The organism is Mucilaginibacter mallensis (assembly GCF_900105165.1).
Taxonomy (GTDB): domain Bacteria; phylum Bacteroidota; class Bacteroidia; order Sphingobacteriales; family Sphingobacteriaceae; genus Mucilaginibacter; species Mucilaginibacter mallensis.
The window spans coordinates 1,056,366-1,081,705 of record NZ_LT629740.1 but is presented as its reverse complement, the minus strand read 5'-3'; the positions used below and the strand labels follow the sequence as shown (position 1 = coordinate 1,081,705).

Annotated in this window: 19 protein-coding genes; 9 read left to right on the top strand and 10 right to left on the bottom strand. The window is 41.6% G+C overall.

Going from position 1 to position 25,340, the window contains the following annotated elements; all coding sequences use genetic code 11:
- Window positions 1-40 precede the first annotated feature (40 nt).
- The 3 genes from BLU33_RS04435 to BLU33_RS04425 are packed head-to-tail and all read right to left on the bottom strand — an operon-like array spanning window position 41 to window position 5,789.
- Window positions 41-1,231, bottom strand: coding sequence for an efflux RND transporter periplasmic adaptor subunit (locus tag BLU33_RS04435; protein WP_091369740.1), 1,191 nt, complete (start codon window positions 1,229-1,231; stop codon window positions 41-43).
- Complete coding sequence (locus tag BLU33_RS04430) at window positions 1,212-4,457, bottom strand: efflux RND transporter permease subunit (protein WP_091369738.1); 3,246 nt, start codon at window positions 4,455-4,457, stop codon at window positions 1,212-1,214. Before BLU33_RS04430 ends, BLU33_RS04435 begins: the two co-directional genes overlap by 20 nt.
- A gap of 18 nt (window positions 4,458-4,475) precedes the next feature.
- Entirely contained in the window at window positions 4,476-5,789 is a 1,314-nt protein-coding gene (locus tag BLU33_RS04425) for a TolC family protein (RefSeq protein ID WP_232009393.1), read from the bottom strand.
- A 177-nt stretch (window positions 5,790-5,966) separates the two neighbouring features.
- Between BLU33_RS04425 and BLU33_RS04420 the strand changes: the two genes are divergently transcribed.
- Complete coding sequence (locus BLU33_RS04420; RefSeq protein ID WP_091369733.1) at window positions 5,967-7,013, top strand: LysR family transcriptional regulator; 1,047 nt, start codon at window positions 5,967-5,969, stop codon at window positions 7,011-7,013.
- A gap of 190 nt (window positions 7,014-7,203) precedes the next feature.
- On the opposite strand, the gene BLU33_RS04415 is transcribed toward BLU33_RS04420, so the two are convergent.
- On the bottom strand, window positions 7,204-8,484 hold the full coding sequence (locus BLU33_RS04415) for an MFS transporter (RefSeq protein ID WP_091369731.1): 1,281 nt from the start codon (window positions 8,482-8,484) through the stop codon (window positions 7,204-7,206).
- Between the two features lie 320 nt (window positions 8,485-8,804).
- Here BLU33_RS04415 and BLU33_RS04410 point away from each other — a divergent pair, with 320 nt between their 5' ends.
- The 3 genes from BLU33_RS04410 to mgtE all read left to right on the top strand — a co-directional run bounded on the left by BLU33_RS04410 (window position 8,805) and on the right by mgtE (window position 12,124).
- The gene (locus BLU33_RS04410) at window positions 8,805-10,103 is read left to right on the top strand and encodes a DUF2851 family protein (protein WP_091369729.1); all 1,299 of its coding nucleotides are present in this window, start codon (window positions 8,805-8,807) and stop codon (window positions 10,101-10,103) included.
- A gap of 145 nt (window positions 10,104-10,248) precedes the next feature.
- Window positions 10,249-10,470 (top strand): PspC domain-containing protein, encoded by a 222-nt coding sequence (locus BLU33_RS04405; protein WP_091369727.1) that lies wholly within the window; start codon window positions 10,249-10,251, stop codon window positions 10,468-10,470.
- A gap of 277 nt (window positions 10,471-10,747) precedes the next feature.
- Window positions 10,748-12,124, top strand: coding sequence for a magnesium transporter (mgtE, locus tag BLU33_RS04400; protein WP_091369725.1), 1,377 nt, complete (start codon window positions 10,748-10,750; stop codon window positions 12,122-12,124).
- Between the two features lie 2 nt (window positions 12,125-12,126).
- Here mgtE and BLU33_RS04395 read toward each other — a convergent pair whose 3' ends face one another.
- The 3 genes from BLU33_RS04395 to BLU33_RS04385 are packed head-to-tail and all read right to left on the bottom strand — an operon-like array spanning window position 12,127 to window position 14,260.
- Window positions 12,127-12,459 (bottom strand): MmcQ/YjbR family DNA-binding protein, encoded by a 333-nt coding sequence (locus BLU33_RS04395; RefSeq protein WP_091369724.1) that lies wholly within the window; start codon window positions 12,457-12,459, stop codon window positions 12,127-12,129.
- Window positions 12,460-12,465: 6 nt separating this feature from the next.
- Entirely contained in the window at window positions 12,466-13,098 is a 633-nt protein-coding gene (locus BLU33_RS04390; RefSeq protein WP_091369722.1) for a LysE family translocator, read from the bottom strand.
- A gap of 58 nt (window positions 13,099-13,156) precedes the next feature.
- A complete protein-coding gene (locus tag BLU33_RS04385) occupies window positions 13,157-14,260 on the bottom strand; it encodes a PAS domain-containing sensor histidine kinase (RefSeq protein ID WP_091369720.1) in 1,104 nt (367 codons plus the stop codon).
- Between the two features lie 185 nt (window positions 14,261-14,445).
- Here BLU33_RS04385 and BLU33_RS04380 point away from each other — a divergent pair, with 185 nt between their 5' ends.
- Window positions 14,446-15,222, top strand: a complete 777-nt coding sequence (locus BLU33_RS04380; protein WP_091369718.1) for an enoyl-CoA hydratase/isomerase family protein — start codon at window positions 14,446-14,448, stop codon at window positions 15,220-15,222.
- Window positions 15,223-15,230: 8 nt separating this feature from the next.
- On the opposite strand, the gene BLU33_RS04375 is transcribed toward BLU33_RS04380, so the two are convergent.
- A complete protein-coding gene (locus BLU33_RS04375) occupies window positions 15,231-15,527 on the bottom strand; it encodes a chaperone modulator CbpM (RefSeq protein ID WP_091369717.1) in 297 nt (98 codons plus the stop codon).
- Between the two features lie 18 nt (window positions 15,528-15,545).
- Window positions 15,546-16,469, bottom strand: a complete 924-nt coding sequence (locus tag BLU33_RS04370; protein ID WP_091369715.1) for a DnaJ C-terminal domain-containing protein — start codon at window positions 16,467-16,469, stop codon at window positions 15,546-15,548.
- 228 nt (window positions 16,470-16,697) lie between these two features.
- Here BLU33_RS04370 and BLU33_RS04365 point away from each other — a divergent pair, with 228 nt between their 5' ends.
- The 4 genes from BLU33_RS04365 to BLU33_RS04350 all read left to right on the top strand — a co-directional run bounded on the left by BLU33_RS04365 (window position 16,698) and on the right by BLU33_RS04350 (window position 21,888).
- The gene (locus BLU33_RS04365) at window positions 16,698-17,057 is read left to right on the top strand and encodes a DUF1493 family protein (RefSeq protein WP_091369713.1); all 360 of its coding nucleotides are present in this window, start codon (window positions 16,698-16,700) and stop codon (window positions 17,055-17,057) included.
- A gap of 398 nt (window positions 17,058-17,455) precedes the next feature.
- Entirely contained in the window at window positions 17,456-18,751 is a 1,296-nt protein-coding gene (locus BLU33_RS04360) for an Nramp family divalent metal transporter (RefSeq protein WP_091369711.1), read from the top strand.
- A gap of 364 nt (window positions 18,752-19,115) precedes the next feature.
- Window positions 19,116-20,279 carry an acyltransferase family protein gene (locus BLU33_RS04355; RefSeq protein WP_091369709.1) on the top strand — a complete coding sequence of 388 codons (1,164 nt, stop codon included), beginning with the start codon at window positions 19,116-19,118 and terminating at the stop codon, window positions 20,277-20,279.
- Between the two features lie 121 nt (window positions 20,280-20,400).
- Window positions 20,401-21,888, top strand: coding sequence for a PAS domain-containing sensor histidine kinase (locus tag BLU33_RS04350; RefSeq protein ID WP_091369708.1), 1,488 nt, complete (start codon window positions 20,401-20,403; stop codon window positions 21,886-21,888).
- Between the two features lie 242 nt (window positions 21,889-22,130).
- Here BLU33_RS04350 and BLU33_RS04345 read toward each other — a convergent pair whose 3' ends face one another.
- Window positions 22,131-25,184 (bottom strand): protein O-mannosyl-transferase family, encoded by a 3,054-nt coding sequence (locus tag BLU33_RS04345; protein ID WP_091369706.1) that lies wholly within the window; start codon window positions 25,182-25,184, stop codon window positions 22,131-22,133.
- Window positions 25,185-25,340 lie beyond the last annotated feature (156 nt).

The following is a 25,340-nucleotide window of genomic DNA, read 5'->3' as shown; positions in this document are numbered from 1 at the left end:
CTTAATCAACCTGATCTATAACCCTCATTATCAATCTCCACTACTTTTTCGCAGCAGTATCTTTCTTTGCACCCTTATCATCATCAGCCGCAACAGGGCTGCTTCCTATTTTTACTGATGCACCATCTCTTATCTCCTCGGTTGCTGCTTTAACCAGCTGATCGCCGGGTTGAATATCAGCATACAACTCAACCATATCACCTGCTTCAAGGCCTTTTTTGGCATTCACCCATTCTGCCTTACCATCTTTTACCCTTATCACAAATACCTTCTCGGTTGATGTTACCACGGCCGATTTAGGTACGATGAAAGCACTGTCGCGTGATGGCAATGGTACATTAACATCAGCATACATGTTTGGTAACAGTTTGCCACTGGTATTGTAAACGTCCATTTCCAAACGTTCTGATCTTAGCGTATTATCCAAGGAGCCGGCTAAACGTTCAATTTTGGCAGTGAATTTTTCGCCCTGCAATTCTTTTATGCTAAACGTAACCTGATCCTTATTAGTTAAACCACCGGTAAAGCTTTCAGGTATTGATATTACCAAACGCAGCCGTTTATGATCCTCAATAACAAACAAAGGCTGATTGCCTCCGCCCGCTGCCGGACCAACATAAGTACCCAGGTTAATATTACGCAGGGTTACTATCCCGTCAAACGGTGCCCTTATCTGTAAATAAGCCAGGTTTGCTGAAACCTCTTTATAAGCAGATTTAGCGGCCTCAACATTTGCCGAGTCTGATTGCATTTTGGCAATAGCCTGCTCCAGATCGTTTTCAGATACAGTACCCGGCGTTTTGCTGGTACTATACAACCTGTCGTAAGTTGCTTTGCTGGCAAAGTATATAGCCTTATTTTGTTGTATGCGTGATTTTGCTTCTTCCAGTTGTGAGTTGATCTCCGGCGCCTCTAAAGTAGCCAGCAGTTGCCCCTGGTGTACTTGTGAGCCTATATCAACCGTAAGGCTTTTTACATAGCTATTTATTTTTGCATACAAATTAACCTGTTGGTATGGCTGCAATTCACCCGGAACGGTAATGCTCGAGGTTAGCTTGCCTTTAGCAATAGTTATTAGTGAAACAGTAGGCGTATCAAGCGCGTTTACCTGTTCCACAGTTTGGTTTTGCTCTTCCTTATCCTTTTTATTGGGGCCACAAGCGCTTAAAAAGCCTGTGCCTATAACCATTATGGTTAGGGCAATAAATAATCTATTTTGTTTGATGTTCATGGTGCAATGGGACATAAAATTTACTTTCCTTATCTTCAGGGTCTAATGATACAGATTGAGTGGTAGAGTTGCCTTGTACCCAGGCAAATACCAGTGGTAATATAAATAATGCTGCAAATGTTGATGCCAGCAAGCCGCCTATTACCGCGCGGCCCAGTGGTGATGTTTGATCGCCACCCTCACCTAAGCCCGATGCCATTGGTATCATACCCACAATCATGGCCAAGCTGGTCATTAATATTGGGCGTACACGTATGGCAACCGCCTCACGTGCTGCTCTAAGGGCATCGCCATTATGCTTCCGTAATTCCTCGGCATTGGTAATCAATAACACCGCGTTGGATATAGATACACCGACGGACATGATCATACCCATGTAGGATTGCAGGTTCAATGTGGCCCCGGTTATTTTCACCAGGAACAGTGAGCCGAACAATACTGCCGGAACCGTTGACAATACCACTAATGATACCTTAAACGATTGGAAGTTAGCTGCAAGCATCAGGTAGATGACTAAAATAGCAACTAATAAACCTGTTTGCAGGCTATCCAGCGTATCGGTTAAGGTTTGGCTCATACCACGCAGTTCAACAGTTAAACCGTGAGGAAGCTTTCCTAACCGCTTAATAGCTTTTTGTACATCATTGGTAGCTGTACCCAAATCCTTCTTGTTGATATTGGCAGTAACCGACATGGTTGGCACAGCGCCTATATCATCATTTTCGCCATAAGTGGTATCCATTTTAATACTGGCAACATCACTTAACACCGGCCTTGGCTGGTTGGCTAAAACAGGTATCTCACGTATATCATTCAGGCTGGCCATCTGGTATTCGGGAACTTCAACCTGTACCTGGTAGCTTAAGCCTGCTTTCTGATCAATCCAAACGTTCTTTTCGGTAAGGCGTGATGACGAGGTTGAAGCGGTAAGTGTACGTGATATATCATTGATACTCACACCCAGCTCAGCTGCCCTTGTCCTGTCTATATCAATATTTATAGCCGGATATTTATAGGCTTGGCCTATCTGCACATCGCGCAGGTAATTAATACTATCCAGTATTTTCACCATTTTTTGGGCGTAACCTACATCGGCTATTTTGTTTTTGCCGGTAAATGCCACCTCAATAGGTGTTGGCGAACCCTGGCTCAAAATTTTATCGGTAAGCTCTATCGGCTCAAATGACAGCTTCACATCAGGCAATTCCTTTTTCATGGTATCCCTGAAACGCTCCTTCAGATCATCCAGATTCACTTTGTAGCCTTCAGCAAGCTGTACCTGCATTACCGCTTCCTGCGGGCCGGCCATAAACATGTAGATAGGGTTTGTTGAGAATGATGACGGGTGCGTACCAACTATACTTGAAGTAATGGCGATATTTTGTTTACCAACCAAACCTTCTAATAAATGCAATGCTTTAAGCGTAGTGGTTTCTGTACGTTCAAGCCTGGTTCCATCGGCCCCGCGTAAACGTACCTGGAATGTACCTGAGTTTACTTTCGGCAATACATCCCTGCCTATTATAGCAAATAACAGGAATGCCAAACCAAAGGCCACTACCAGGTAAACCGTTACAATAAGCTTGCGCGCTTTCATCATCGCGTCAATCACACCTAAAAACCATACCCTGAATTTATCAAAGCCTGTTTCCTTTTCGCCTGCTTTATGTTCAGTAGCATGTTTTACAGCTTCTTCCTTTAGCTTAGCCTCATCGGCATCGTCATCCATGGCATAATCTTTTTTCTCATGCTTGTTAATCATTATCCAGTTGGCCATAATTGGCACAAAGGTTTGGGCAAGCAGGTAAGATATGATCATGGCGAAACCAATTGCCAGTGACAACGGCAGGAATAATGCGCCCGGTATACCTGTCATGGTAAAGGCTGGTGCAAACACCGCCAGGATACAAAACAGGATCAATAATTTAGGGAAAGCGATTTCCTTACAGGCATCCCATATGGCTAATGCCTTGGGTTTACCCATATCAAAGTGCTGGTGAATATTTTCGATCGTTACCGTCGACTCATCCACCAGAATACCGATAGCCAGCGAAAGCCCGCTCAGCGTTATGATATTTATAGTTTGATGGAACAGGTAAAGGAAGAATACGCTGGATATAACGCAGGTAGGGATCGTTAATATTACGATCAGCGCCCCGCGCCTGTCGCCCAGGAATAATAACACCATTAAGCCTGTAAGTACGGCACCAATAGCACCCTCCTCGGCCAAACTCTTAACGGCGTTTATTACATATATAGATTGGTCGAATACAAACGACAGCTTAACATCCTGCGGTACCAAACCCTGGAAACGCGGGATAGCCTTTTTCAGACCTTGCACTACTTCCCATGTTGATGCTGATGATGATTTTGTGATCGGCAGATAAACAGATCGCTTACCATTTATTAAGGCGTAGCCCGATGTAATATCGGCGCCATCTTCAACAGTAGCCACATCATGCAGGAATACTGTTTGAACGCCATTTTTATACAATGGAATATTACCAAAATCACTCACATTTTTAATGGTGGTATTTGTTGGCGTTAAGTAGTTATAGTCACCTATACGCACGTTACCAGCAGGTGTGTTCTGGTTATTATCGCGCAGGGCGACAACCAGTTGATCCGGCGTTAAATTATGTTGACGAAGCAATTCGGGATCGGCCTTAATTACAATTGTACGCTGGTTACCCCCGAATGGTGCCGGAGCAACCAAACCCGGAACTGAGGTAAAGGCCGAACGTATATAAACCAATGCAAAATCGAGCAATTCGTTATTACTGCGGGTGGGGCTGCTTAATACCAGCTGACCAACAGGCAGTGTTGACGCATCAAAGCGCATGATAAATGGCGGCTGTGACCCTTGCGGGAAGCCGGCCTGGGCCCTGTTGGTGTATGCCGTGACCTCCGCGGCGGCCTGGGCCATATTAGTACCTTCGTAAAACGTAACTTTTATAAGTGTTAAGCCCTGTATATTTTTTGTTTCGATGCTTTTTACACCCGATACAAACAACAGCAAGTTAACGTACGACTTGGCAAAGTACGCCTCCATCTGGTTTGGTGTAAAACCACCGTAAGGGTGCGATACATAAATTACCGGCAAATTAAGGTCAGGAAAGATATCTATCTTAATGCTGCGAGTGGCATTAATACCGAAGAAAAACAAACCTGCTACTATAACCAGTATGGTGATTGGCCTTTGAAGGGCCCCTTTTATCATTCCCATTAGTTCGTGTTCTGTATATTAAAAATTATTTATAAAAATCCCGAAATCACCCGTAGCGGCTGATTTGTAGAGCAAAGCCTGCCAAACACTGTTCGATGCTATATCCTGGTCAACTTCGGCACGGTTTAAGGTGTAAAGCGCATCAGTAAAATCAACAATATTGGCCAGTCCGTTTTTGTACAGGGCAAATTTTTGAATGTAGGCACTGTTTGCCGCCTTAACTTCAACAGGTGCTTCGGCATAATTTTTTAAGGCGCTGTTAATCCTGGTTTCAGCAAGTGCCTGCTGATCCTTTAACTGCTCACTTTGCAAATTATACTCGTCCTGGTATTGTGCCGAGGTATATTTTTGTGACTTTACCTGGTAATGCACCCTGAAAGGCATGGTAATATTCCATACTACACCTATACCCAGTAAATAGTTATAACGGGTAGGATCGGCACCTGCACCATAGCTTGAGCTGTAATCGTTCAGGTTGCTACTATAATCACTTTTGAAACCTGATCCCCTGCCCTGATATAAACCAAACAAACTAAAGGTTGGGTAAGCGAACGTGCTTAAATACTTTGCCTGTTCATCACTCACACCAATACGGTTGCGGTAATACTTTAACAGCGGGTGCTCATCAGTGCTTATAGCGGGCTGTACTAAAATATTATTAGGCGTTTTAGTAATAAAGGCACTATCAAGCTGAAAATCCTGCGGAGGGATCCCCATGTAATTGGCCAGTTGATTGCTTTGATCCTGTACGGTTTGCTGTGCGTTGGTTAATGAAATACGGGCATTTGACACCTGTGCATTTGCCAGCGATGAATCAACCCCCGGGTTCAAGCCATTTTTTACGCGGGCTATAACCACTGTTTGCAGATCAATACTGCGGTTAAGGTTGTCCTGCTCCGCTTTTGCAAGCTGCTGGGCAACCAGTAAATTAAGGTAAGCGCTGGCAACTCTCACTTCATGTTCAAATTGTTCCTGCGCCAGGTCGGTTTCATCCAGATTAACAATGGATTTTTGCACTTTAACTCTTTCTCTCGATTTTCCGAAAGCAAAGAAGTCCCAGTTTACGTTTGATACATAAAGAGAACCAAAGGCTGCGTTCCAGTTTTGATTTGCCAATACCGGGCCTGATGCCGCGGTTGCCAAACCATGATAACCTGAAATTGGGCCAAACTGGCTGTTTACTGTTCCGTAAACCTGTTGTGCTGATAAGTTTACATCAGGCAGGTATTCTGTTTTAGATTCCTTCAGGGATGCTTTAGATGAGTTTAACTGATTTGCCTTTGCTTTGATAGATCCGTAATTAGCAAGTGCTGTTTGTTCTGCATCTTTCATGCCCAATGTTTTTTGTTGGGCCTGAGCATTTATGAAATAAAAAATACCTGATAAAACTAAGAATAGACGTTTAGATATTGAGACTAACATATTCGGTATTTGTTGCGGCAAAAGTAAAACTATCGGATATATGAAAAAAATGAATTAATTTTGTGATAATGATTAATAAAAGTAATAATGAATATAGCCATCCATCATTTTCGTTTAATTGATACCATTTCAAAAGAGGGAACGCTTACAAAAGCGGCCTCTACGCTTCATTTAACCCAATCTGCACTTAGTCACCAGCTAAAAGAACTGGAGCGCGAGCTTGGCATTGATGTGTTTAACCGTAATGGTAAAAAACTCCATCTATCAGAACAAGGCTACAGATTTTTACGTAGCGCTGAGAAAATCCTCGCTGAAATTAAATCTTTAGAGGAAGATATTAATAATTACAAGCACGGTAAGACCGGCAAGTTAAGCATAAGTATGCAATGTTACACCGCATATCACTGGCTACCAGGCATTATAAAGTATTACAAATCTCGCTGGCCTGACATTAATATCCAAATATTATCTGATGCCACCCGTCGCCCTTTAGAATATTTAATGAATGGCGACCTCGATATCGGCATCATTCGCACCCAAATGGTGAATACAAAAATACGCTATGAACCTATTTTTGAGGATAGATTGGTGGCAATTATAAGCAAAGATCATCCTTTAGCTAATAAGGATGTAATAGAAATAGCTGATTTTCAGGACCAGGAATTGATTCTACCGCTGTATGATCCATCCTATCAGGATACACCGATGATCGAAGCATTGATACAGGCACAACAGGTAAAACCAAAAACTTTGCACCGTATACATTATACCGATGCTACCATTGAAATGGTGAACGCGGGCTTGGGCATAAGCGTTATGGCCGACTGGATTGTTGAACCATACCTCAAAAATCGCAACATTGTTACAAAGCCAATGCACCATAGCGTGGCCCGGAGGGCTTGGTTTGCGGCTACCTGCAAACAAACACCGGCTATTACCAACTTTTTGGAATGCCTGAAAATGTATTTTTCGGGCGCGGATATGAATGTTGCGGAGGTTGAGAAGAAACAGATCATACAGGCACATGCCACGCAAATACAAAAGACCTTGCCTGAACCGGTTATCCCCGGCATGATCAATAACGAGGTATTTGTTACCGATGCTGTACGAAATCATAAAAATTACCAGTATTAACATCATATGTGTTCGGAAGATATATTTTCTTACACATATTGAGCATGGGGTCACCTGAGGCACTCGAAGGGTAAGCGTAAGGGCCTTTGCCCGCATGCTTCGAGTGGCTCAGCATGACTCCCTTTCTTAACCTTCCGAACATCTATGGCATTAATATTTAGGATTGATTGAGGTACTGTTAAACAGTACCTCAATCACTTTCTATTTTTGAATGTTTGCGGGTATCGAGCATCGTAACATATATCACCAGTGATATAGCTATACAAATGGCTACATACCAGTAAAACCATTCCTTATGCCCCTCATCCTTAAAAAGCAGGGCTATATATTCAGCGGTACCGCCAAATAATGATACCGCTATAGCATAAGGAAACCCCACGCCCAAGGCCCGCACATTAGCCGGAAAAAGCTCCGCCTTTACCACCGCGTTAATAGAGGTGTAGCCACTAACAATAATTAATGCACACATGATTAGTGCAAAGGCCACCCAAACATCCTTTGTGCCGCTTAAGCTATATAATATAGGTATAGTAGTGATGGCACCCAGTACACCAAAGGCTATTAATAAAGGCTTGCGCCCTATTTTGTCAGACAATAAACCAAACAGCGGCTGTATCAGCATAAAAACAACCAATGTGAGTGTAGATATAAGCGTTGCACTGTTTTTTGAAAAACCCGAAGTATTCACCAAAAACTTCTGCATATAGGTGGTGAATGTGTAAAATGCTACCGTACCGCCTAAAGTCAAGCCGATAACAGTTAGTACTGCCTTTGGATGCTTTGCCAGTTCCTTTAAAGTACCCCGGTTTGATGTAGGCTGAACATCCTTAACAAATGAGGCCGACTCCTGCAAACTACGCCTTAAATACATAGTGATAACTGCCAAAAACGCCCCTATACCAAATGGGATACGCCAGCCCCAATCATGCAATTGTTGTTCGGTTAGGAATACCCGTTGCAATAAAACCAACACACCCAAGGCGATCAGCTGCCCCATGATGAGCGTAACATATTGAAAGCTGGAATAAAAACCCCGGTGCTTGCGGGTGGCGACTTCACTTAGATAGGTGGCGCTGGTACCGTACTCGCCGCCAACGCTCAGCCCTTGTATAATACGGGCAATAACCAGAATAATAGGTGCTGCAATACCGATCTGCTTATAGCCGGGCGTTACCGCTATAATTAGCGAACCCAAACTCATCAGCAATACCGAAAAGGTGAGCGCGGTTTTACGGCCCTTTTTATCAGCATAAGTACCCATGAGCCAGCCGCCTATGGGTCGCATCAAAAAGCCTATGGCAAATATGCCCGCGGTATCCAACAGCTCAGCAGTTTGATTGCCAGAGGGGAAGAAGATATGCGCAAAATACAACGAGAAAGCGGAATAAACATACCAGTCATACCACTCAACCAGGTTGCCCAGCGAGCCACCGATAATTGATTTTAACCTGCCTGCGGTTGTTTGCTCCATAATGTTGTTTGAGTATAGCGGTTTATTATGGCTAAAATACGTTATCCCCTTGTCATTTCGAACGATAGCAAGAAATCTTCTTCGACCGGCATTAGCGTTATGCATTTTGCAGAAGATCCCCGCCCGTTCAAGCGTCCACGCTTGAATGCTGTTTTTTGTAAGCGTCCACGCTTACGACAGCAAAAAACACCATTAAGCGTGGACGCTTAAAATTTGTTGAGTTCAAGCGTGGACGCTTGAACTGGCGGCAGTGGTGAACTAAAGCGAAGAAGATTTCTCGCTATCGTTCGAAATGATAGGAGAAGTATTTATATTAGACCATGCTTTTCACCGAAGACTTTTTGCATTACGTATGGAAATTCAGGCTGTTTGATAAAACCAATCTCAAAACTGTTGAAGGTGAAACGATAGAGATTTACTCCGCAGGCATGCAAAACACCGATGCCGGGCCCGATTTTCACAATGCCCGTATTAAAATTGGCGATACCATGTGGGCCGGGAATGTGGAAGTGCATGTGCCGTCATCCGACTGGTATAAACACAACCATACTAATGATGGTTCGTATAATAATGTAATACTCCACGTGGTTTACCGCGATGATGAGCCGGTTATTTTGCCCAACGGCCGTCGCTTGCCAACACTGGAACTGCAAAACCGTATCTCACCCGATCTGTATAACCGTTTTCATTCCCTTGTTTACAGCAACCAAACCTTTATCCCCTGCGAGGCCAGTATCGGCACAGTTGATGAATTTACCATGCGCAGCTGGTTTACCCGTATACTGATAGAGCGCTTAGAAAAACGATCAACCGCGGTAATAACCGCCCTAAACTTAAACCGCGGCGATTGGGAGGAAACTTTTTACCAGTTTTTGGCAGCGAACTTCGGTTTTAAAACCAATGCCCTACCGTTTGAGCTATTGGCAAAATCGCTGCCGCAAAATGTATTGGCCAAGCATAAGAACAACCCTATGCAAATTGAGGCACTCCTATTTGGGCAGGCCGGTTTTTTGGAGGGCGAGCTAACTGATGAATACCCGCTAACACTTCAAAAGGAATATAATTTCCTCCGCAAAAAATATAATCTTAATCCTGTTGAAAACCATTTATGGAAATTCCTGCGGATGCGGCCGCAAAACTTCCCAACCATAAGGCTGGCACAGTTTGCAGCACTCGTAGTCAAATCAAATCACCTGTTCTCCAAAATACTGGACATAAAAGATGTAAAAGCCCTGCGTGAGTTATTTATTGATATACCTGTTAACCCTTATTGGGAAGATCATTACCGTTTTGATGCACCATCAAAACCTATGGCAAAAAACATAGGGCAATCATCAGTAGATGTATTGCTGCTGAACACACTGGTGCTATTTTTGTTCAGCTATGGTAAGCACCTGCAATTACAATATTATATTGACAGGAGTTTAAAGCTGTTGGAAAATTTGCCAAAGGAAGAAAACAATATCATTGCTGATTTTAACGTTGTTGGAGTAAAGATAAAAACCGCATTTGAGTCGCAGGCTTTATTGGAGTTAAGGAATAATTATTGTAATTTTAAAAAGTGCCTGCAATGCAGCATTGGCAATAAAATACTGGCTCATTCAAAGTCAATGTATTAAATTTGCCAATTAATATGCAAGTAGGATTATCATTATGGTCTGCGTTTAATGGTGCTATACTTTTAGCCGCCATTTATTTAATTTACAAATATTTAATTAAGCCACTTATAAAATGAGCGCTTGATCTTAAAATTTTAAGGCTGATATGTTGCAACGGATACTCACTTTTTTTGAACGCTACTCTTTCGGGGTATGCACCTATCTTGGCGAGCGCTTTAATGTATCGATCAGTAAAATACGCCTGTTTTTCATCTATTCTTCATTCCTGGCAGTAGGCTTCCCGCTTATATTCTACATATTTGCCGGTATAGTGCTCGATATCAGGAACTATGTAAAGCGTGTGCATACACGGGTTACGGATCTGTAATAATTTCTAAAAATAATTCTCCCCAATCCTCTTTGCGCGCAGCGAAGAGAGGGTGGTCGAGCGAAGCAAAGACCGGGTGAGTTAAAATATGCAGGCGGTTAACGTGGGTGATATAAACGCGCTCCGTTGACTCACCCCGACTACTCCGCTATCCAGCGGATCGTCGACCCTCTCTGCCGCAAGCGGCAAAGAGGGTGCGGCCAAGTACCCAACATTTTATTTTGAGTTGCCCTTGCTCAGCGTTTAAGTATTATATTAGCCCTGCTTAATCTGATTTATGAATTTAAAGGACATTAAGGATAAGATAGTAAGCGGCGATCTTAAATCACTGCTACATCCGGGCACTAATACAGACATTCACCCCGTGGATGTTGCCCGAATACTGGACACATTGCCTTTTAACACGGCTTACAATTCATTTATTGAATTTCCTGAAAAAAAGAAGGCAACCCTGTTTGCTTACCTTAGCCATTTTCTTCAACATAAGATCATTTGCAAGCTTGAGCCTAAGGATGCCATTTACATTTTAAATCATATCAACTCAACCGACAGGTACTCCTACTTTGTTTCATTAAAACCGATCGACCGCTCCAAATACCTGGATTACCTGGATGATAAGAATAAAAAGGCCACATGTGATATGCTGGGTTATCCTAAACAGAGTGTGGCCCGGTTGGTTAATACCGATTTTGCAGCTATAACCGAGGGCATGACCATTGCTGAGGCCAGTGAGCATCTGCGGAAAAATCAGGCAGACTCAGATACTGCCAACGTTATTTATGTAATTGATGGAGAGGGGAAATTAATTGATGATATTCCGGTAAGGCGTTTGGTATTGAATGAGCCATCAAAAACCATAAAGGATATTATGGATGATGTGGTTATCAAACTAAATATCGGCGATAATACCGACGAAGCTATAAATAAATTTAAAGAATACGATCGTACCGTATTACCAGTAGTTAATAATGATAACCTGCTGATAGGTGTTATAACTATTGACGATATAATTGATCTGGCTGAGCAAAAGACCACCAAAGAACTGCAACAATTCGGTGGTGTGGAATCACTGGAATATCCCTATGTTAAAACCCCCGTTTTTTCACTTATTCGGAAACGTGGGGGCTGGCTTATTGTATTGTTTTTGAGCGAAATGCTTACTGCTACTGCTATGGGCCATTTTCAGGATGATATAGCCAAGGCGGTTGTACTGGCACTGTTTGTACCACTGGTAATGTCGAGCGGGGGTAATAGCGGCTCGCAGGCGGCTACATTAATTATAAGGGCGCTGGCTATAAAGGAGCTTACTATAAGGGATTGGTGGTATGTAATGAAGCGTGAAGCATTCTCGGGATTATGCTTAGGGATTATTTTAGGTACGATAGGTTTTATACGTATTGCTGCCTGGCAATGGCTGGGCTGGTATAATTACGGACAGTATTGGGAATTGATGGGTGTTACTATATTCTTCTCCCTTATCGGCATAATCCTGTGGGGAACGCTAAGCGGTTCAATGATCCCTATCGTACTTAAAAAATGCAAGCTTGATCCTGCCACATCATCGGCGCCATTTGTAGCTACATTGGTAGATGTTACCGGCCTGATTATCTATTTTAGCATAGCTGCCGTTATATTGAAGGGGAAATTACTGTAATATTAGTGGGTTTTCCTTTTCCTGTTATCAAGAATAGTTTGCCATGCTGTAGCGAGCGCATCCTTAAGCATATCATGCCGTACCTTTGCCAGTTCAACAAAAGTTGCGCCTTGTAATCCCCATTTATTTGGCACAGGATAAAAGATGGAATTATCAAAAGCAACAAATACGGATTGATCAATTGGTGAGAGCTTTACCATAACCTTGTTTTCCTTGATCCACAAGGTGGAAAAAATCTTATTATTTACCCTGAAGGATGGCATGCCAAAATGATCATGCTCTACAGTACCCGGTAGCGACAAGGCAATTTCCCGTACAGTTTCTGTATTAACCATATACCATTATTTTTTTGATAACAAGGCTACCTTGATGCCTAACGCTATCAATACAAAACCCGTAACCTTTTCCTGTATGGCCCACACTTTTGGGTTTTTATTGAAAAAGTCTTGGGTTTTCCCTAAAACACAGGCTACAACTACCAACAATAATGAACCCTGCACATCAAACCAAAACCCAAGTGTAAAAAGCTGAACTTTAAAATACGGCGATGATGTATCAATAAATTGTGGCAAAAAGGATAGAAAGAAGATGGCAACTTTTGGATTTAATGCATTGGTTATAACACCTTGCTTAAACAGTTTCCAATAATTGGCACGTACCGGCGATTGGGCAGTAGTGTTAACATTGGGTTTTGATATTAATGCCCTTATACCCAGGTATATTAAATACCCTGCTCCCGCAAACTTAATTACCTGAAAAAGATAAGCCGATTTTGCAATGATGATGGATAGGCCCATTACAGCTGCAAAAATATGCACAAAACAGCCAACAGCTATCCCCGCTGCTGATACTATGCCAGCTTTTACACCTTGCGAAATACTCCGCGATGCTACATATAGCATATCATTTCCTGGTGTGAGGTTCAGTAATAATGATGCAATAAAGAATAAATATAGATGTTGAAAATTGAACATAGTGCCTGATTTTACAAGCTAATTTATCAATTTTAATTTGGTTGCAGTGTCAATAAAACTAACTGTGCTGCAGCTTTACAAATGGCAAGGTAAAATGAAATATAGAGCCCAGTCCTTCACGGCTGTCGACCCCTATCTGGCCGTTGTGGCGGTGTATGATCTCGTCGCATATATACAGACCCATACCAGTACCTTCAATATCAGCACCGTTATCAGCCTTGAACGACTTTTTGAACAGCTTTTTAATATCCTTTTCGGCAATTCCTATGCCGTAATCCCTGACAGCTACTTTAAGCATAACCCCATATACAGTTAAATTTACATCAACCGTATTGCGGTTTGGCGAATATTTAATGGCGTTGGTAAGCAGATTGGTTAATACTTGGCTAATACCCTGCCTGTCGCCCTCTATCCAAACACAGGGCATGGCCCCCACTTGTATTTTATGGGTAAAAGATATGGTTTGGACGTTGTCAGCAATTTCCCATATCAATTCATCAAGCCTGAAAACCTGGCTGTGGTGGTTAAGTCTGGCACCGTTTTTTTGCGAGGTGCTCAGGTAATCATTGATGATATTTCTCAACCGCTCAGCCGATTTGGAGGTACGCTCAACTATCTGGCTTATCTTTTCATTTGCATTACCGGCTGTTAGGCGCGCAAGTAATTGTAAATAGCTGCGTATGCTGGTTAAGGGTGTATTTACTTCGTGGTTTACAATGCTTATCAGCTCGTCTTTTTGTAGCTCAATTAATTTACGCTCGGTGATATCAATGGTTGTGCCCAGCATTTTTACAGCTTTACCGTTTTCAAATAAAGCAATGCCATCGGCCTTTACCCAACGGATAGGGCTGCTTGCATAAATTATCCTGTATTCCGACTGATACCTTTGCCCTTCATTTTCAATAGCATTTTTCATACTATCGTTCACCTGTGGCAAATCATCCGGGTGTATTAGTGAAAGCAACGTAGGATAGTCGAGGTAAGCATGGGCAGTTAAGCCTACGTTTTTCTTGCAGGTACCGGTGCAGCGCATTTCATAAGTAAGCAGGTCGAGCTCCCAAAAGCCTATCCTTGAGTTATCAAGGGCAATACACAGATGCTGATCAGATATTAGTTCTAAATCATCCTGTCCATACGCGGAAAATGGGCCACTGGTCTCCATACAGATTTATTACAGGGATTTAAATATACAAAATCTAAATATAATGCTATTCTAATTAATTACCTTTAAGTTAATGCGGATTTAACTTAAAACCCAGCCTAATCATTGTCACAAATTATCGTTCACCTTGTTTAAAATAGGAAATTGGTTTTGCGTACTTTCACGCTATAAATAAAATATCAGTTATGTCTGCAACCGACAATGGAAATGTAAACCTAATTATCAATAATAGCGGAATTGCTACAGTTAGTTTTTATCACCCGGCTCAAAACTCATTACCTGCGGCTTTACTTGATGAGCTTACCACAAGAATTGAGCAGGCCGGCAATGATGCGCAAACCCGTATTATTATATTGAAAAGTGAGGGTGAACGTACCTTTTGCGCAGGTGCCAGCTTTGATGAGTTGTTGCAGATAAAGGATAAGGAAGCAGGTGCTATATTTTTCTCGGGCTTTGCAAGGGTGATAAATGCCTGCCGAAAATCGCCGAAAATTATTATTGCCCGTGTACAGGGTAAATCTGTAGGCGGCGGTGTAGGCCTGGCTGCCGGGGCAGATTATTGCCTGGCTACTGAAGCAGCATCCATAAAATTGAGCGAACTGGCTATTGGCATTGGCCCGTTTGTAATATCGCCCGCAGTGATACGCAAGATAGGTTTACCCGCATTTTCACAATTAACCATTCGCGCGGTTGATTTTCAAACAGCGCAATGGGCCATGCAAAAAGGGCTATACAATGAGGTTTATGCTGATATTGCCAGTCTGGATGAAGCCGTTAACAGCCTTGCTGAAAAACTGGCTTCCTACCATCCCGAAGCGCTTACCGGCCTTAAACAAATTTTATGGGAAGGCACCGAAGACTGGGATAATATACTCCATGAGCGCGCGGCTATAAGTGGCGAACTGGTACTATCCGAGTTTACACAACAGGCTTTGCAGGCCTTTAAAAGCGGGAAAAGATAGAATAATTATTAATCTTCCTCGTAAAGCCTCAGCCGGTTCTTTAAGTTGAGCATATTTATCTGCATCTGCTCAACGCGATCAAGCAAATGGGTGATGGCTTCAATACCCGCTATGTTTATTTCCAGATCATGATGGAGATGAATCATTTTTTCAAGCTTTTGCAGTTCAGTTTCGGGTATATAAGGGGTTTCATTTACCACGGTTATCTGCACCAGCCCTGCTTCCTGTAATGAAGTGATAAAGGTGCGCTCCACATTATAGTAAACGCAAAAATCGCTGGTTGCTATTAAATGCTCTTTTGTCATCTTCTTATAGGTTTAATATCAGGATTTGGCTAACTCCTCAAACAATTCCTTTTGCCTATTGGTAAGGTTGGTTGGCAGCTCTATTTCATAGGTAAGATACAGATCGCCAAATTCGCCTTCCTTTTTATAAACCGGCATACCTTTTCCCTTGAGCTTTACTTTGGTGCCATTCTGTGTTTCGGGTTTTACCTTGAGCTTTACTTTGCCTGTTAAAGTATCGGCCGTTATATCGCCGCCTAGTACAGCGGTGTACAGGTTAAGCTTTATGGTATTATACAGGTCGTTGCCTTGTCTTTTAAATTTCGGATCGTTTGCCACTGAAAATGTTATAAATAGATCGCCTGTAGGTCCGCCGTTTACACCGGGGCTGCCATGGCCTTTTATTTTAATTGTTTGCCCGTTCTCCACACCGGCAGGTATGGTTATGCGGATATTTTTACCGTTAACGGTAAGTGTTTGTTTATGGGTTTCTACAACTTCCTGCAAGGTTAAATGCAGTTCGGCATTAAAATCCTGCCCGCGGTATTTGGCTTGACCGCCTCCCCTACGTGCGCCGCCCATCGATCCGCCAAACATCGACTGGAAAAATTCGGAGAAATCATCGCCACCGCCATCGTTGCCAAAACCTTCATACTCATAGCCCCGCCCACCTGATCCACCCGCATAGCTTCGCTGCTGGTTCTGTTGCTGCTGCCGGGCCTGCTCGTAAGCTTCGCTATGCTGCCAGTTCTCGCCATACTGATCGTATTTCTTGCGGTTTTCAGCATTGCTTAGCACCTCGTTGGCCTCATTCAATTGCTGAAACTTTTTATTAGCTTCAACATCATTAGGATTAAGGTCGGGGTGGTACTTACGCGCAAGTTTGCGGTAGGCGCCCTTTATATCTTTTTCTGATGCGTTTTTATCTACACCTAATATTTTGTAATAATCAATAAAAGCCATTTGTAACAGGGTATTAACCGTGATAATTTAAACCGCAAACATGGCGGCTTGGTTTTATAAATATCGGGTTTTATTTATGAGTAGCTATAATGATTTTGAAAAATGACATCGCGCTAAGTATAGCAAATACAATTATGTGAAAAAGTGTTAAAAAGTATGGTGAGATGCAACTTTATTAGAAAGAATAACGTCATATAAGGCAAATAACCAAAAATACTATTCTGATAAATGGAAGAGGTGCTGCCCCAGTTAAAAGAATTTATTGTTGATTACTGTAACAGGTATAAGATACAGCAGGTTGACCCTTGTGCCATATACCTGGATACCAGTATAGACCTTGACCTGGCTATTTTTGATATTGAGATGGAGCTGTTTTTAGCCGAGTTTGTAGAAACATTCAGGGTAGATAACTCGAAATTCACCTGGTATAAGTACGGCTACCCGAAAGGTTCGCCGGGGGTGGAAGTGATAAAGGCCTTGTTTGGTTACAGATCGGCTTGGGTAAAGCGTTTATCGCATAGAATATATAAGCCCAAATTCAGGGTTAGCAATTTGCAGGAGGCCGTGAAAACGGGCAGGCTGGTTTAATTAGTGGTCAGAGATCGGTGATGAAAGGTTAGTATCGCTGATTTAATAATGAGATTTAAAATAGGTGCTGATAATTGGTTTTGCTGATTGATTGTCACTAATCTTTTATTACCGATCTGTGATCACAGGAAAGAATACAAAGCGAACTCCAGCTTAAGGCCACAGCAATAAATTTACAGGCAGCTTTCAACGTTCTGTAGTTTAGGAGTTCGCCGAGTATTCGTTTTTAAATATCCCTTCTATAACGGGCGATAGGCCCAATTATTTCCCCATTGAACGTAAAATGTTACGCTGCTGTTCCTACTCGCAAAACAGGTAGCAAATAGAAATTAATATTGCTTTAACACAATTTCTTCAATTATCTCTTATCTTTAAACATTAGTGATTATACCCATAAAATGGATACTGAAACCAATCCTAAGAAAAACAAAAGCCGCATTTGGCGATATTTTACATTATTGGGCCCGGGCCTAACTACCGGCGCTGCTGATGACGACCCATCGGGCATTGCCACTTATTCACAAACCGGTGCGCAGTTTGGCTATGGCCAATTATGGACAGCCCTATACATGCTCCCGTTTATGACAGCTGTGCAGGAAGCCTGTGCACGCATAGGATTGGTGACAGGTAAAGGCATAGCCGCCGTGGTAAAGGAAAATTATAGTCGGCCGGTATTATATGCCGTGGTGGGGCTGGTAGTTATTGCCAACACCATAAACATAGGCGCCGATATTGGCGCAATGGCATCGGCGGCGCAATTACTGGTACCTGTGCCATTTGTTATACTCACGCTGTTTTTTACTGCAACCATTTTGGTGTTGGAGATATTTACCAATTACAAGGTTTATTCAAGGATATTGAAATGGCTGGCGCTGGCATTACTGGCCTACCCTATTACTGTATTTATAGTACATCAGCCATGGTTAACTGTATTAAGAGCTACTGTTGTTCCTCATTTTGAGTTTACTTTTGCATTCCTTTTCATTATTACCGGAGTATTGGGCACTACTATATCGCCCTATATGTTCTTTTGGGAGGCATCACAGGAGGTGGAGGAAGAAAAAGAGAAGAATAGGATCAAAAACGGCAAGCCTATTGTTGGCTGGCACCGCATAAAACGTATGCGTTTGGATAATAATGCCGGTATGATCATCTCCGAGATCACTACCTGGTGCATTTTATTGGTTGCCGCTACCGTTTTACATAACAGCGGTGTAAGGGATATTAACACATCGGCTGATGCGGCTAAAGCGCTCGAGCCCCTGGTACACTCTTTTCCGCATGCAGGCTTCTTATCAAAACTAATTTTCTCTATAGGCATTATTGGCTTGGGGATGCTGGCAGTGCCGGTGTTGTCAGGTTCTGCTGCCTATGCTGTAGCCGAAGCTGTTAACTGGAACGCCAGTCTCAATTTTAAATTAAAGCAGGCACATGGCTTTTATGGGGTTATCACTATAGCTACTTTAATAGGCCTGATGATAAATTTTGTGGGTATCGACCCGGTAAAGGCGCTGGTTTATGCAGCTGTATTAAATGGAGTGGCAGCTGTACCCCTATTATTTCTTATTGCTAAAATTGCGCGTAATCAGAAAATTATGGGCGAATACAAAAGTGGCATGCTATCACACATACTGTTATGGGCTACTTTTGGGGTGATGGGCATTGCTGCCGTAGCCATGTTCTTTACTATCTGATCTGCAAAGCTTTTAAAAACAATTATTTCCGCGGCAGTGTTAATCAATAAGCAACATTTATTACCATAGGAATATTACAACACATTGAACACTAAATATCAGCCATGAACGATCTCGTAAAAATTAATTACGACAAAAGGCTATGGTGAATTCATAAAACACATCACAATTAAAGCAAAAGGCCATATAAAGCGGATAATTACCTCAGCTTTATATGGCCTTTATAATTTAAAGAAGAAATCATAGTCATCAATATCTAAATAAATGGCATAAAATTCATATAACCTCCCTATCTTTATTTCGTATAAGTTAAGCAACTGATAACCATTGATAAATAAGGATCTCTCCTTTTCTAACTATTTAAATGCAGGCCAAACCTAAACTTGATTACATTAACGCGGTAAGGGGCATTGCAATTTTATTGGTAATACTGCTGCATGTATCAAGAGCGGCTGTAAAAGGTTTGCCTGAAACATTTGCTTATATATGTGCTAAAGGCTCATATGGTGTACAATTATTTTTTGTAGCCAGCGCCTTTACCCTATATATTTCTTATAGCAACCGCATAAACATAGAAGGTAAAAATACAAACCGCAACTTCTTCATACGGCGTTTTTTCAGGATCAGTCCGATGTATTATTTGGCTGCTGTTGTTTATGCTGTACTCTGCTATTACATACCCCATTATAACGATGGTAAACCATTGGTTATATGGAAAGTACTGGCAAACATATTCTATATTAATGATTTTGTACCGGGTGCCATCAATTATTTACCTCCCGGCGGATGGTCGGTTGGTGTGGAAATGCTCTTTTACTTATGTCTGCCTTTTCTCTTCAGCAAAATAAAAAATATAAAGATTGCAACTGCCTGGTTTTTAATTTCAGCAGCTGGGGCTATTGTTTTAAAATTGGTTATCCGGTATATGCTTATACGGCTTTCCATAAACTACCAAAAACCCGAAAGCTGGTTCCTGTATTTTTGGTTCCCCAACCAATTCCCAGTATTCTTTTTAGGGATAATTTTATTTTATGCTTTACAAAAATATGTCGTTAAAAGCGCTGTAGTCATTTATGTTGCATTTGCCGTTTCAACTTTTTTATTAATGATCATAAGCTATTTTATGCCCGTCATTGATCCGTATAACATATTGCCCGAGCACATTATTGTAGCGACTTTCTTCACCATCAATATATTCTTGCTGGCGCAGCATAATATCAAAATATTCAATAATAGGTTAACCCGTTTTTTAGGTGAAATAAGTTTTAGTTTATACCTGATACACTTTTTAGTGATATACTTACTGGCCGATTATTTCCCTTTACCGGTCAACCCCTATTTAAGTTTCATCACTCTATTGGCCCTAACCATTACTATAGGTGGTATTATTTCAAAAATAACTTATCATGGTATTGAACTTAAAGGCATAAAGCTCGGTAACAGATTTATCCATAAAAATGCCACCATCTCAAAAGCCAAATATGCTATATTTAATCCCGGTGAGACAAATAAGTTACACGATGCATAATGCTACATTTTAGTATCAGCTAAATAATAACCTAACCTTTATAATATCCATAACAAAATTTAATTTTACCTTTAAGAATAATACAACCAATCCTGCGTATAACACAATATAACCTCACTTAATGAGCGTAGATACTAATTATACCTTACCCGGGAATATTTTTCAAACTATTTTTGAAAAATCGCCCGGTTCTATATTGGTTAAAACTGATCTGCCGCGCTTTACTATACTTGCCGCAAGCGATAGCTATTTAAGAGTAACATCAACCACACGCGAAGCGATATTAGGCAAAGGATTTTTTGAAGTTTTCCCGGATGCTGAAACTCAGCTGATTGATGAGAAAGCGGCTCGCCATGTTTTTACAAAAGTTATAAATACCGGCAAAATAGTTGATATTCCCAGCTACCGTTACGATGTTTTTAACCCTGATACCGGGAATCGCGAGTTACATCATTGGTCGTGCAGTAATGTTCCTATTTTGGGTAATGACGGCGAAATAGCCTATATTTTAAATACCATTGCTGATATTACCGAAGAAGTAAAGGCCAAGGAAAACGCCATGGAAAGCGCAAGCAGGTTACGCCTGGCTACGGAAGTTACCGGCCTTGCTACCTGGGATATTGACCTGCAGCATCATGGCTTTTACTACTCGCCAAGGATGGTTGAAATTTTTGGTCAGCCGCCGGGCACCGTGCTTACTATAGGCAGCATGAGGAGCCAAATGAGTGCCGATGACATGCAGAACATTGTACGCAAATCATTTAAAGAGGCGCTAATTACCGGCGAACATTTATACGAGATTAAAATTGTATGGCCCGATGGGTCGGTACACTGGATAAAAACACAGGGCACCATTATATTTGATGGAAATAAGCGTGCTGTACGCATGCTCGGAACGGTATTGGATATAACCGAAAGCAAGCGCGATGAAATACGCAAAAATGATTTTATAGCTATGGCCAGCCATGAGCTTAAAACACCACTTACATCGCTCAAAACCTATATACAGTTATTGGCTAAAAAAATATCAAAAAGCGATGATCCCTTTGTAAGCAATGCATTGGCTAAAGCGGAGAATCAGGTGAATAAAATGTCCGACCTGATCTATAGCTTTCTTGATCTTTCGCGACTTGAGGCGGGCAAGTTATCTGCCAAACTACAACCGTTTGATATAAATAAGCTGATAAACGAAACAATTGCCGATACTAACCTGGTGAATAACAGCCATACCATTATTTTTAACAGCAACGAGGCAATTGCAGTTAACGCCGACAGGGAAAGAATAGGCCAGGTGATCAGCAATTTCCTGGGTAATGCTATAAAGTATTCACCAAAAGAGTACCCTATAATAGTTACCTGTAAAATAATAGGCGATAGTGTTCAGGTGGCCGTAACTGATTACGGTATCGGCATAAAACAGCGCGACCAGGAAAAACTATTCCAGCGTTTTTACAGGGTTGAAAACGAGCGGGCAAAGAACATATCAGGCTTTGGCATCGGGCTTTACCTTGCCAGCGAGATCATACAACGCCACAAGGGAAAGATCTGGGTTGAAAGCCAGGAAGATGCAGGCTCTACTTTTTATTTTAGCTTGCCGGTGGGCAGTTAGCGGTTGCAATTTTACTTTATTTTTTTATTCCCTCCCCACGGGAGGGGTGCGGTTGGATGTGAAGTGGCAGGGAGGGGTTTCTGCACTTGAAAGGCTAATGTACAAACCCCTTCCTCCCCTTCCCAGGGGAAGGAATCGCAACAGGCCACGGCTTTTAAATATTGTAATCCCTCAAAAACAAAAATGGGCAGTATGCAGCTAAATAACTGCAAACTGCCCACCGTATACTGCAAACTGTATAACTACTGCTGTGGCTGTTGTTGCCTTAAAACAGAAGCAAATTTTGCTTGATAGTCTTTAAACTGTGCTGACAGTTTATTGTATAGCGCCGTTTGATGATTATCCTTCGTAAATTCCATCATACCACCAATTAGCTGAACGCTTATGTTTATATCACGCAAACTCAGATCCGTACTATTATTTTGCAATTGGTAGTAATTATAATCCAGCTGATCGGTCAGATAATCATCTATACCGGTTACAAACTTATTACCCATTACAATATCATGCAGATTATAGGCTGCCTGTGCCAGGTAAAATTTACGGGCCACTACATCAATAAACGGATTTATATCCGGCATTTCCTGATCGTATTTCGCCAGTACTTTACGTGCTGAATCAAGTTTGCCCGCTTGCATCAAACTTTGTGTAAGATCAAGGAAAGTGGTCATCATTACAGGATAAAACATAGTGGTTGATTCGTGGTCAAGATACTTGGCAGTTTTAAAATTGCCCCATTTAAACTTGTTTACCACGTTATTATACATCACATCAGTATTAACCTTTTCCATCTGATCGTGTGAAGCGGTATCTGGCTTGAAAGGTATCAGGTGGTATACAAAACCTTCTTTATATAGGTACGGCTGCAAACCGATCAGGTTTTCAGGCCCAACAGTAACGGTAAAGCATATTGGCCTTTTCCACCCGTTATGCGCCAATATATCAAACATGGCCAGGTTATCTTTCATTACATAGTTTGATGTATATGTAAATTTAAGGGTATCTGTAAGCCTGTTTCTTTCACTTGCCGGTACCACACCGTTAGCAATAATCTCATCAGGGTTGATGGTCATCTTAATTTTCTTGGTTGGCAGGTAATTGGCACTCTCACCACTTTGATATTCCAGCATGGTGCGTTTATCATCTGATGATATAAAATCAAATACATCCTTTATATCAACATAGCCAGGTATTTTGGCATCGTTATAATAGATCACATCGCGTACACCATCTTCATACTTTTCAAAAGGCATAGTGATAGGCAGCGGTGCCGATTCATTCATCTTATGCGTCATTTGCTTAATGTACCAGTCACCGGTAAATAAGCTCAGGTTCACAATGCGCACATCGGGCCTTATGCCCTCCACTTCCTGGTCGTACCATAACGAGTAGGTATCATTATCGCCATACGTAAACAATATAGCATTTGGCGGGCACGATATCAGATAGTTATAAGCCATATCATGCGGTGTCATTTTAGTCGACCTGTCATGATTTTTCCATTCTTTGCTTGCCAGCAATACAGGGCCCGCAAGCAAACAAACAGTGGTTGCACCAATAGTTGCCACCTGCGCAGTTAAAAACTTACGGAGTATTTCGGCAAGGGCAATAACCCCTAAACCTATCCAGATAGCAAAGGCATAGAATGAGCCTACGTAAGAATAATCACGCTCACGCGGCTGTACCGTTGGCTGGTTAACATATATTACAATAGCCAAACCGGTGAAGAACCACAGCAATGTTACTACTAAGGCATCTTTTCTTCGGCGGTTAAAGTGATATATCATTCCCAGCAAGCCAATTATAAGCGGAAGAAAATATAATGGTGTGTAAGTGATGCCGGCCAAAGGATTTGATTTATCGCCGCCAACAATTGATTTTGGCAGATGCCTTGTGCCGTCGAAAATACCGCTTGTCCAGTTACCATCAATACCAAACATGCTCGATTGCCCGTCCATATCGTTATAACGGCCGGCAAAATTCCATAAAAAGTATCTCCAGTACATCTGGTACATTTGCCAGCTGAACATGAACTTAAAGTTGTCAACAATATCAGGGCTTTTTCCGTCAGGTATCTGCAACCACTCTTTATAAAACTGAGGATCCTGGCCATCAGTACTGTATATACGCGGCAAAATGGTATTGTGATCGTAAATGGTTGTTAACTTTTTGCCAGCAATTTCATATTGAGTTTTTCCCTTACGGTAGATGTTAGCGCCCTGGGTTTGATCAATAGGCTTTGCATCATAATACGGCCCGTAAAGCAACGGCGTTTCGCCGTATTGATCACGGTTAAGGTAACTATTCAGCGTAAATGCGTTATCAGGATGGGTGTTATCCAGATTTGTGTTAGCTGTTGCCCTGATAGGGATATAAGCAAAAGAACTGTAGCCTAAATAAATAAATGCTATACACAAAAATGCCAGGTTTAAAATTGGTTTTTTGTTGCGTATGCTGTAAACTATACCTGCAACTATTACAATTAATAGCAGTATAAAGAATACAATAGCACCGCTGCCGAAACCGAAGCCCAGATGATTAACAAAGAACAGATCGAAATAAGCAGCAAACTTTATAGTATACTGCCTGATGCCGTATTGGATAAATACCAATATAAATACGCTTATTAAAAAGGCGACGATACTGCTGCGAACAGTAATATTTTTTGATCTGCGTAAAAAATAAACCAGCGCTATAGCAGGTATGGTTAATAAATTCAATAAGTGTATACCTATAGATAAGCCGATAACGTAGGCTATCATCACTATCCATTTATCAGCGCCAGGCTCATCAGCGCGGGCATCCCATTTTAATATAGCCCAGAAAACTAAAGCGGTACATAATGATGACCATGCAAAAACGATGGTTTCAACAGCCGAGAACCAAAAGGTATCAGTATAAGTAAATGCCAGGGCACCTACTAAACCTGCACCCATTATTAATAAGATACGTGGCTGATCTGTTTCTTCATCTTTATCGAGCAGCATTTTTTTAGCCAGCGCAGTTATTGACCAAAACAGGAACATAATAGTTGCCCCGCTCGCCAGGCCCGAACCCATATTGGTGAAGAAAGGCACTTTAGTGTTATCGCCCATTGAAAGCAGGGAGAATATCTTACCCAGCATGGCAAACAATGGATAGCCCGGTTGGTGGGCAACCTGTAAACGGTAGGCACATGATATAAATTCGCCGCAATCCCAAAAACTTACGGATGGCTCTAATGTTAAAATATAAGTAATTGAGGCTATAACAAAGCAAAGCCAGCCTAAAAGGTTATTGATTCTTTTGTATTGCATGTATAATTAATAAGAATTTTAAAGCAGGGGTAAATATCAGAATTTTTATAGGTTTATTTAAAAAAAACAATTTTGCTAACATTGCATTTAACAGAATTTAACTTTTAGCGCTCTATAATAAGTGCCAAATATCACATTTTTTTTATATGCATATCA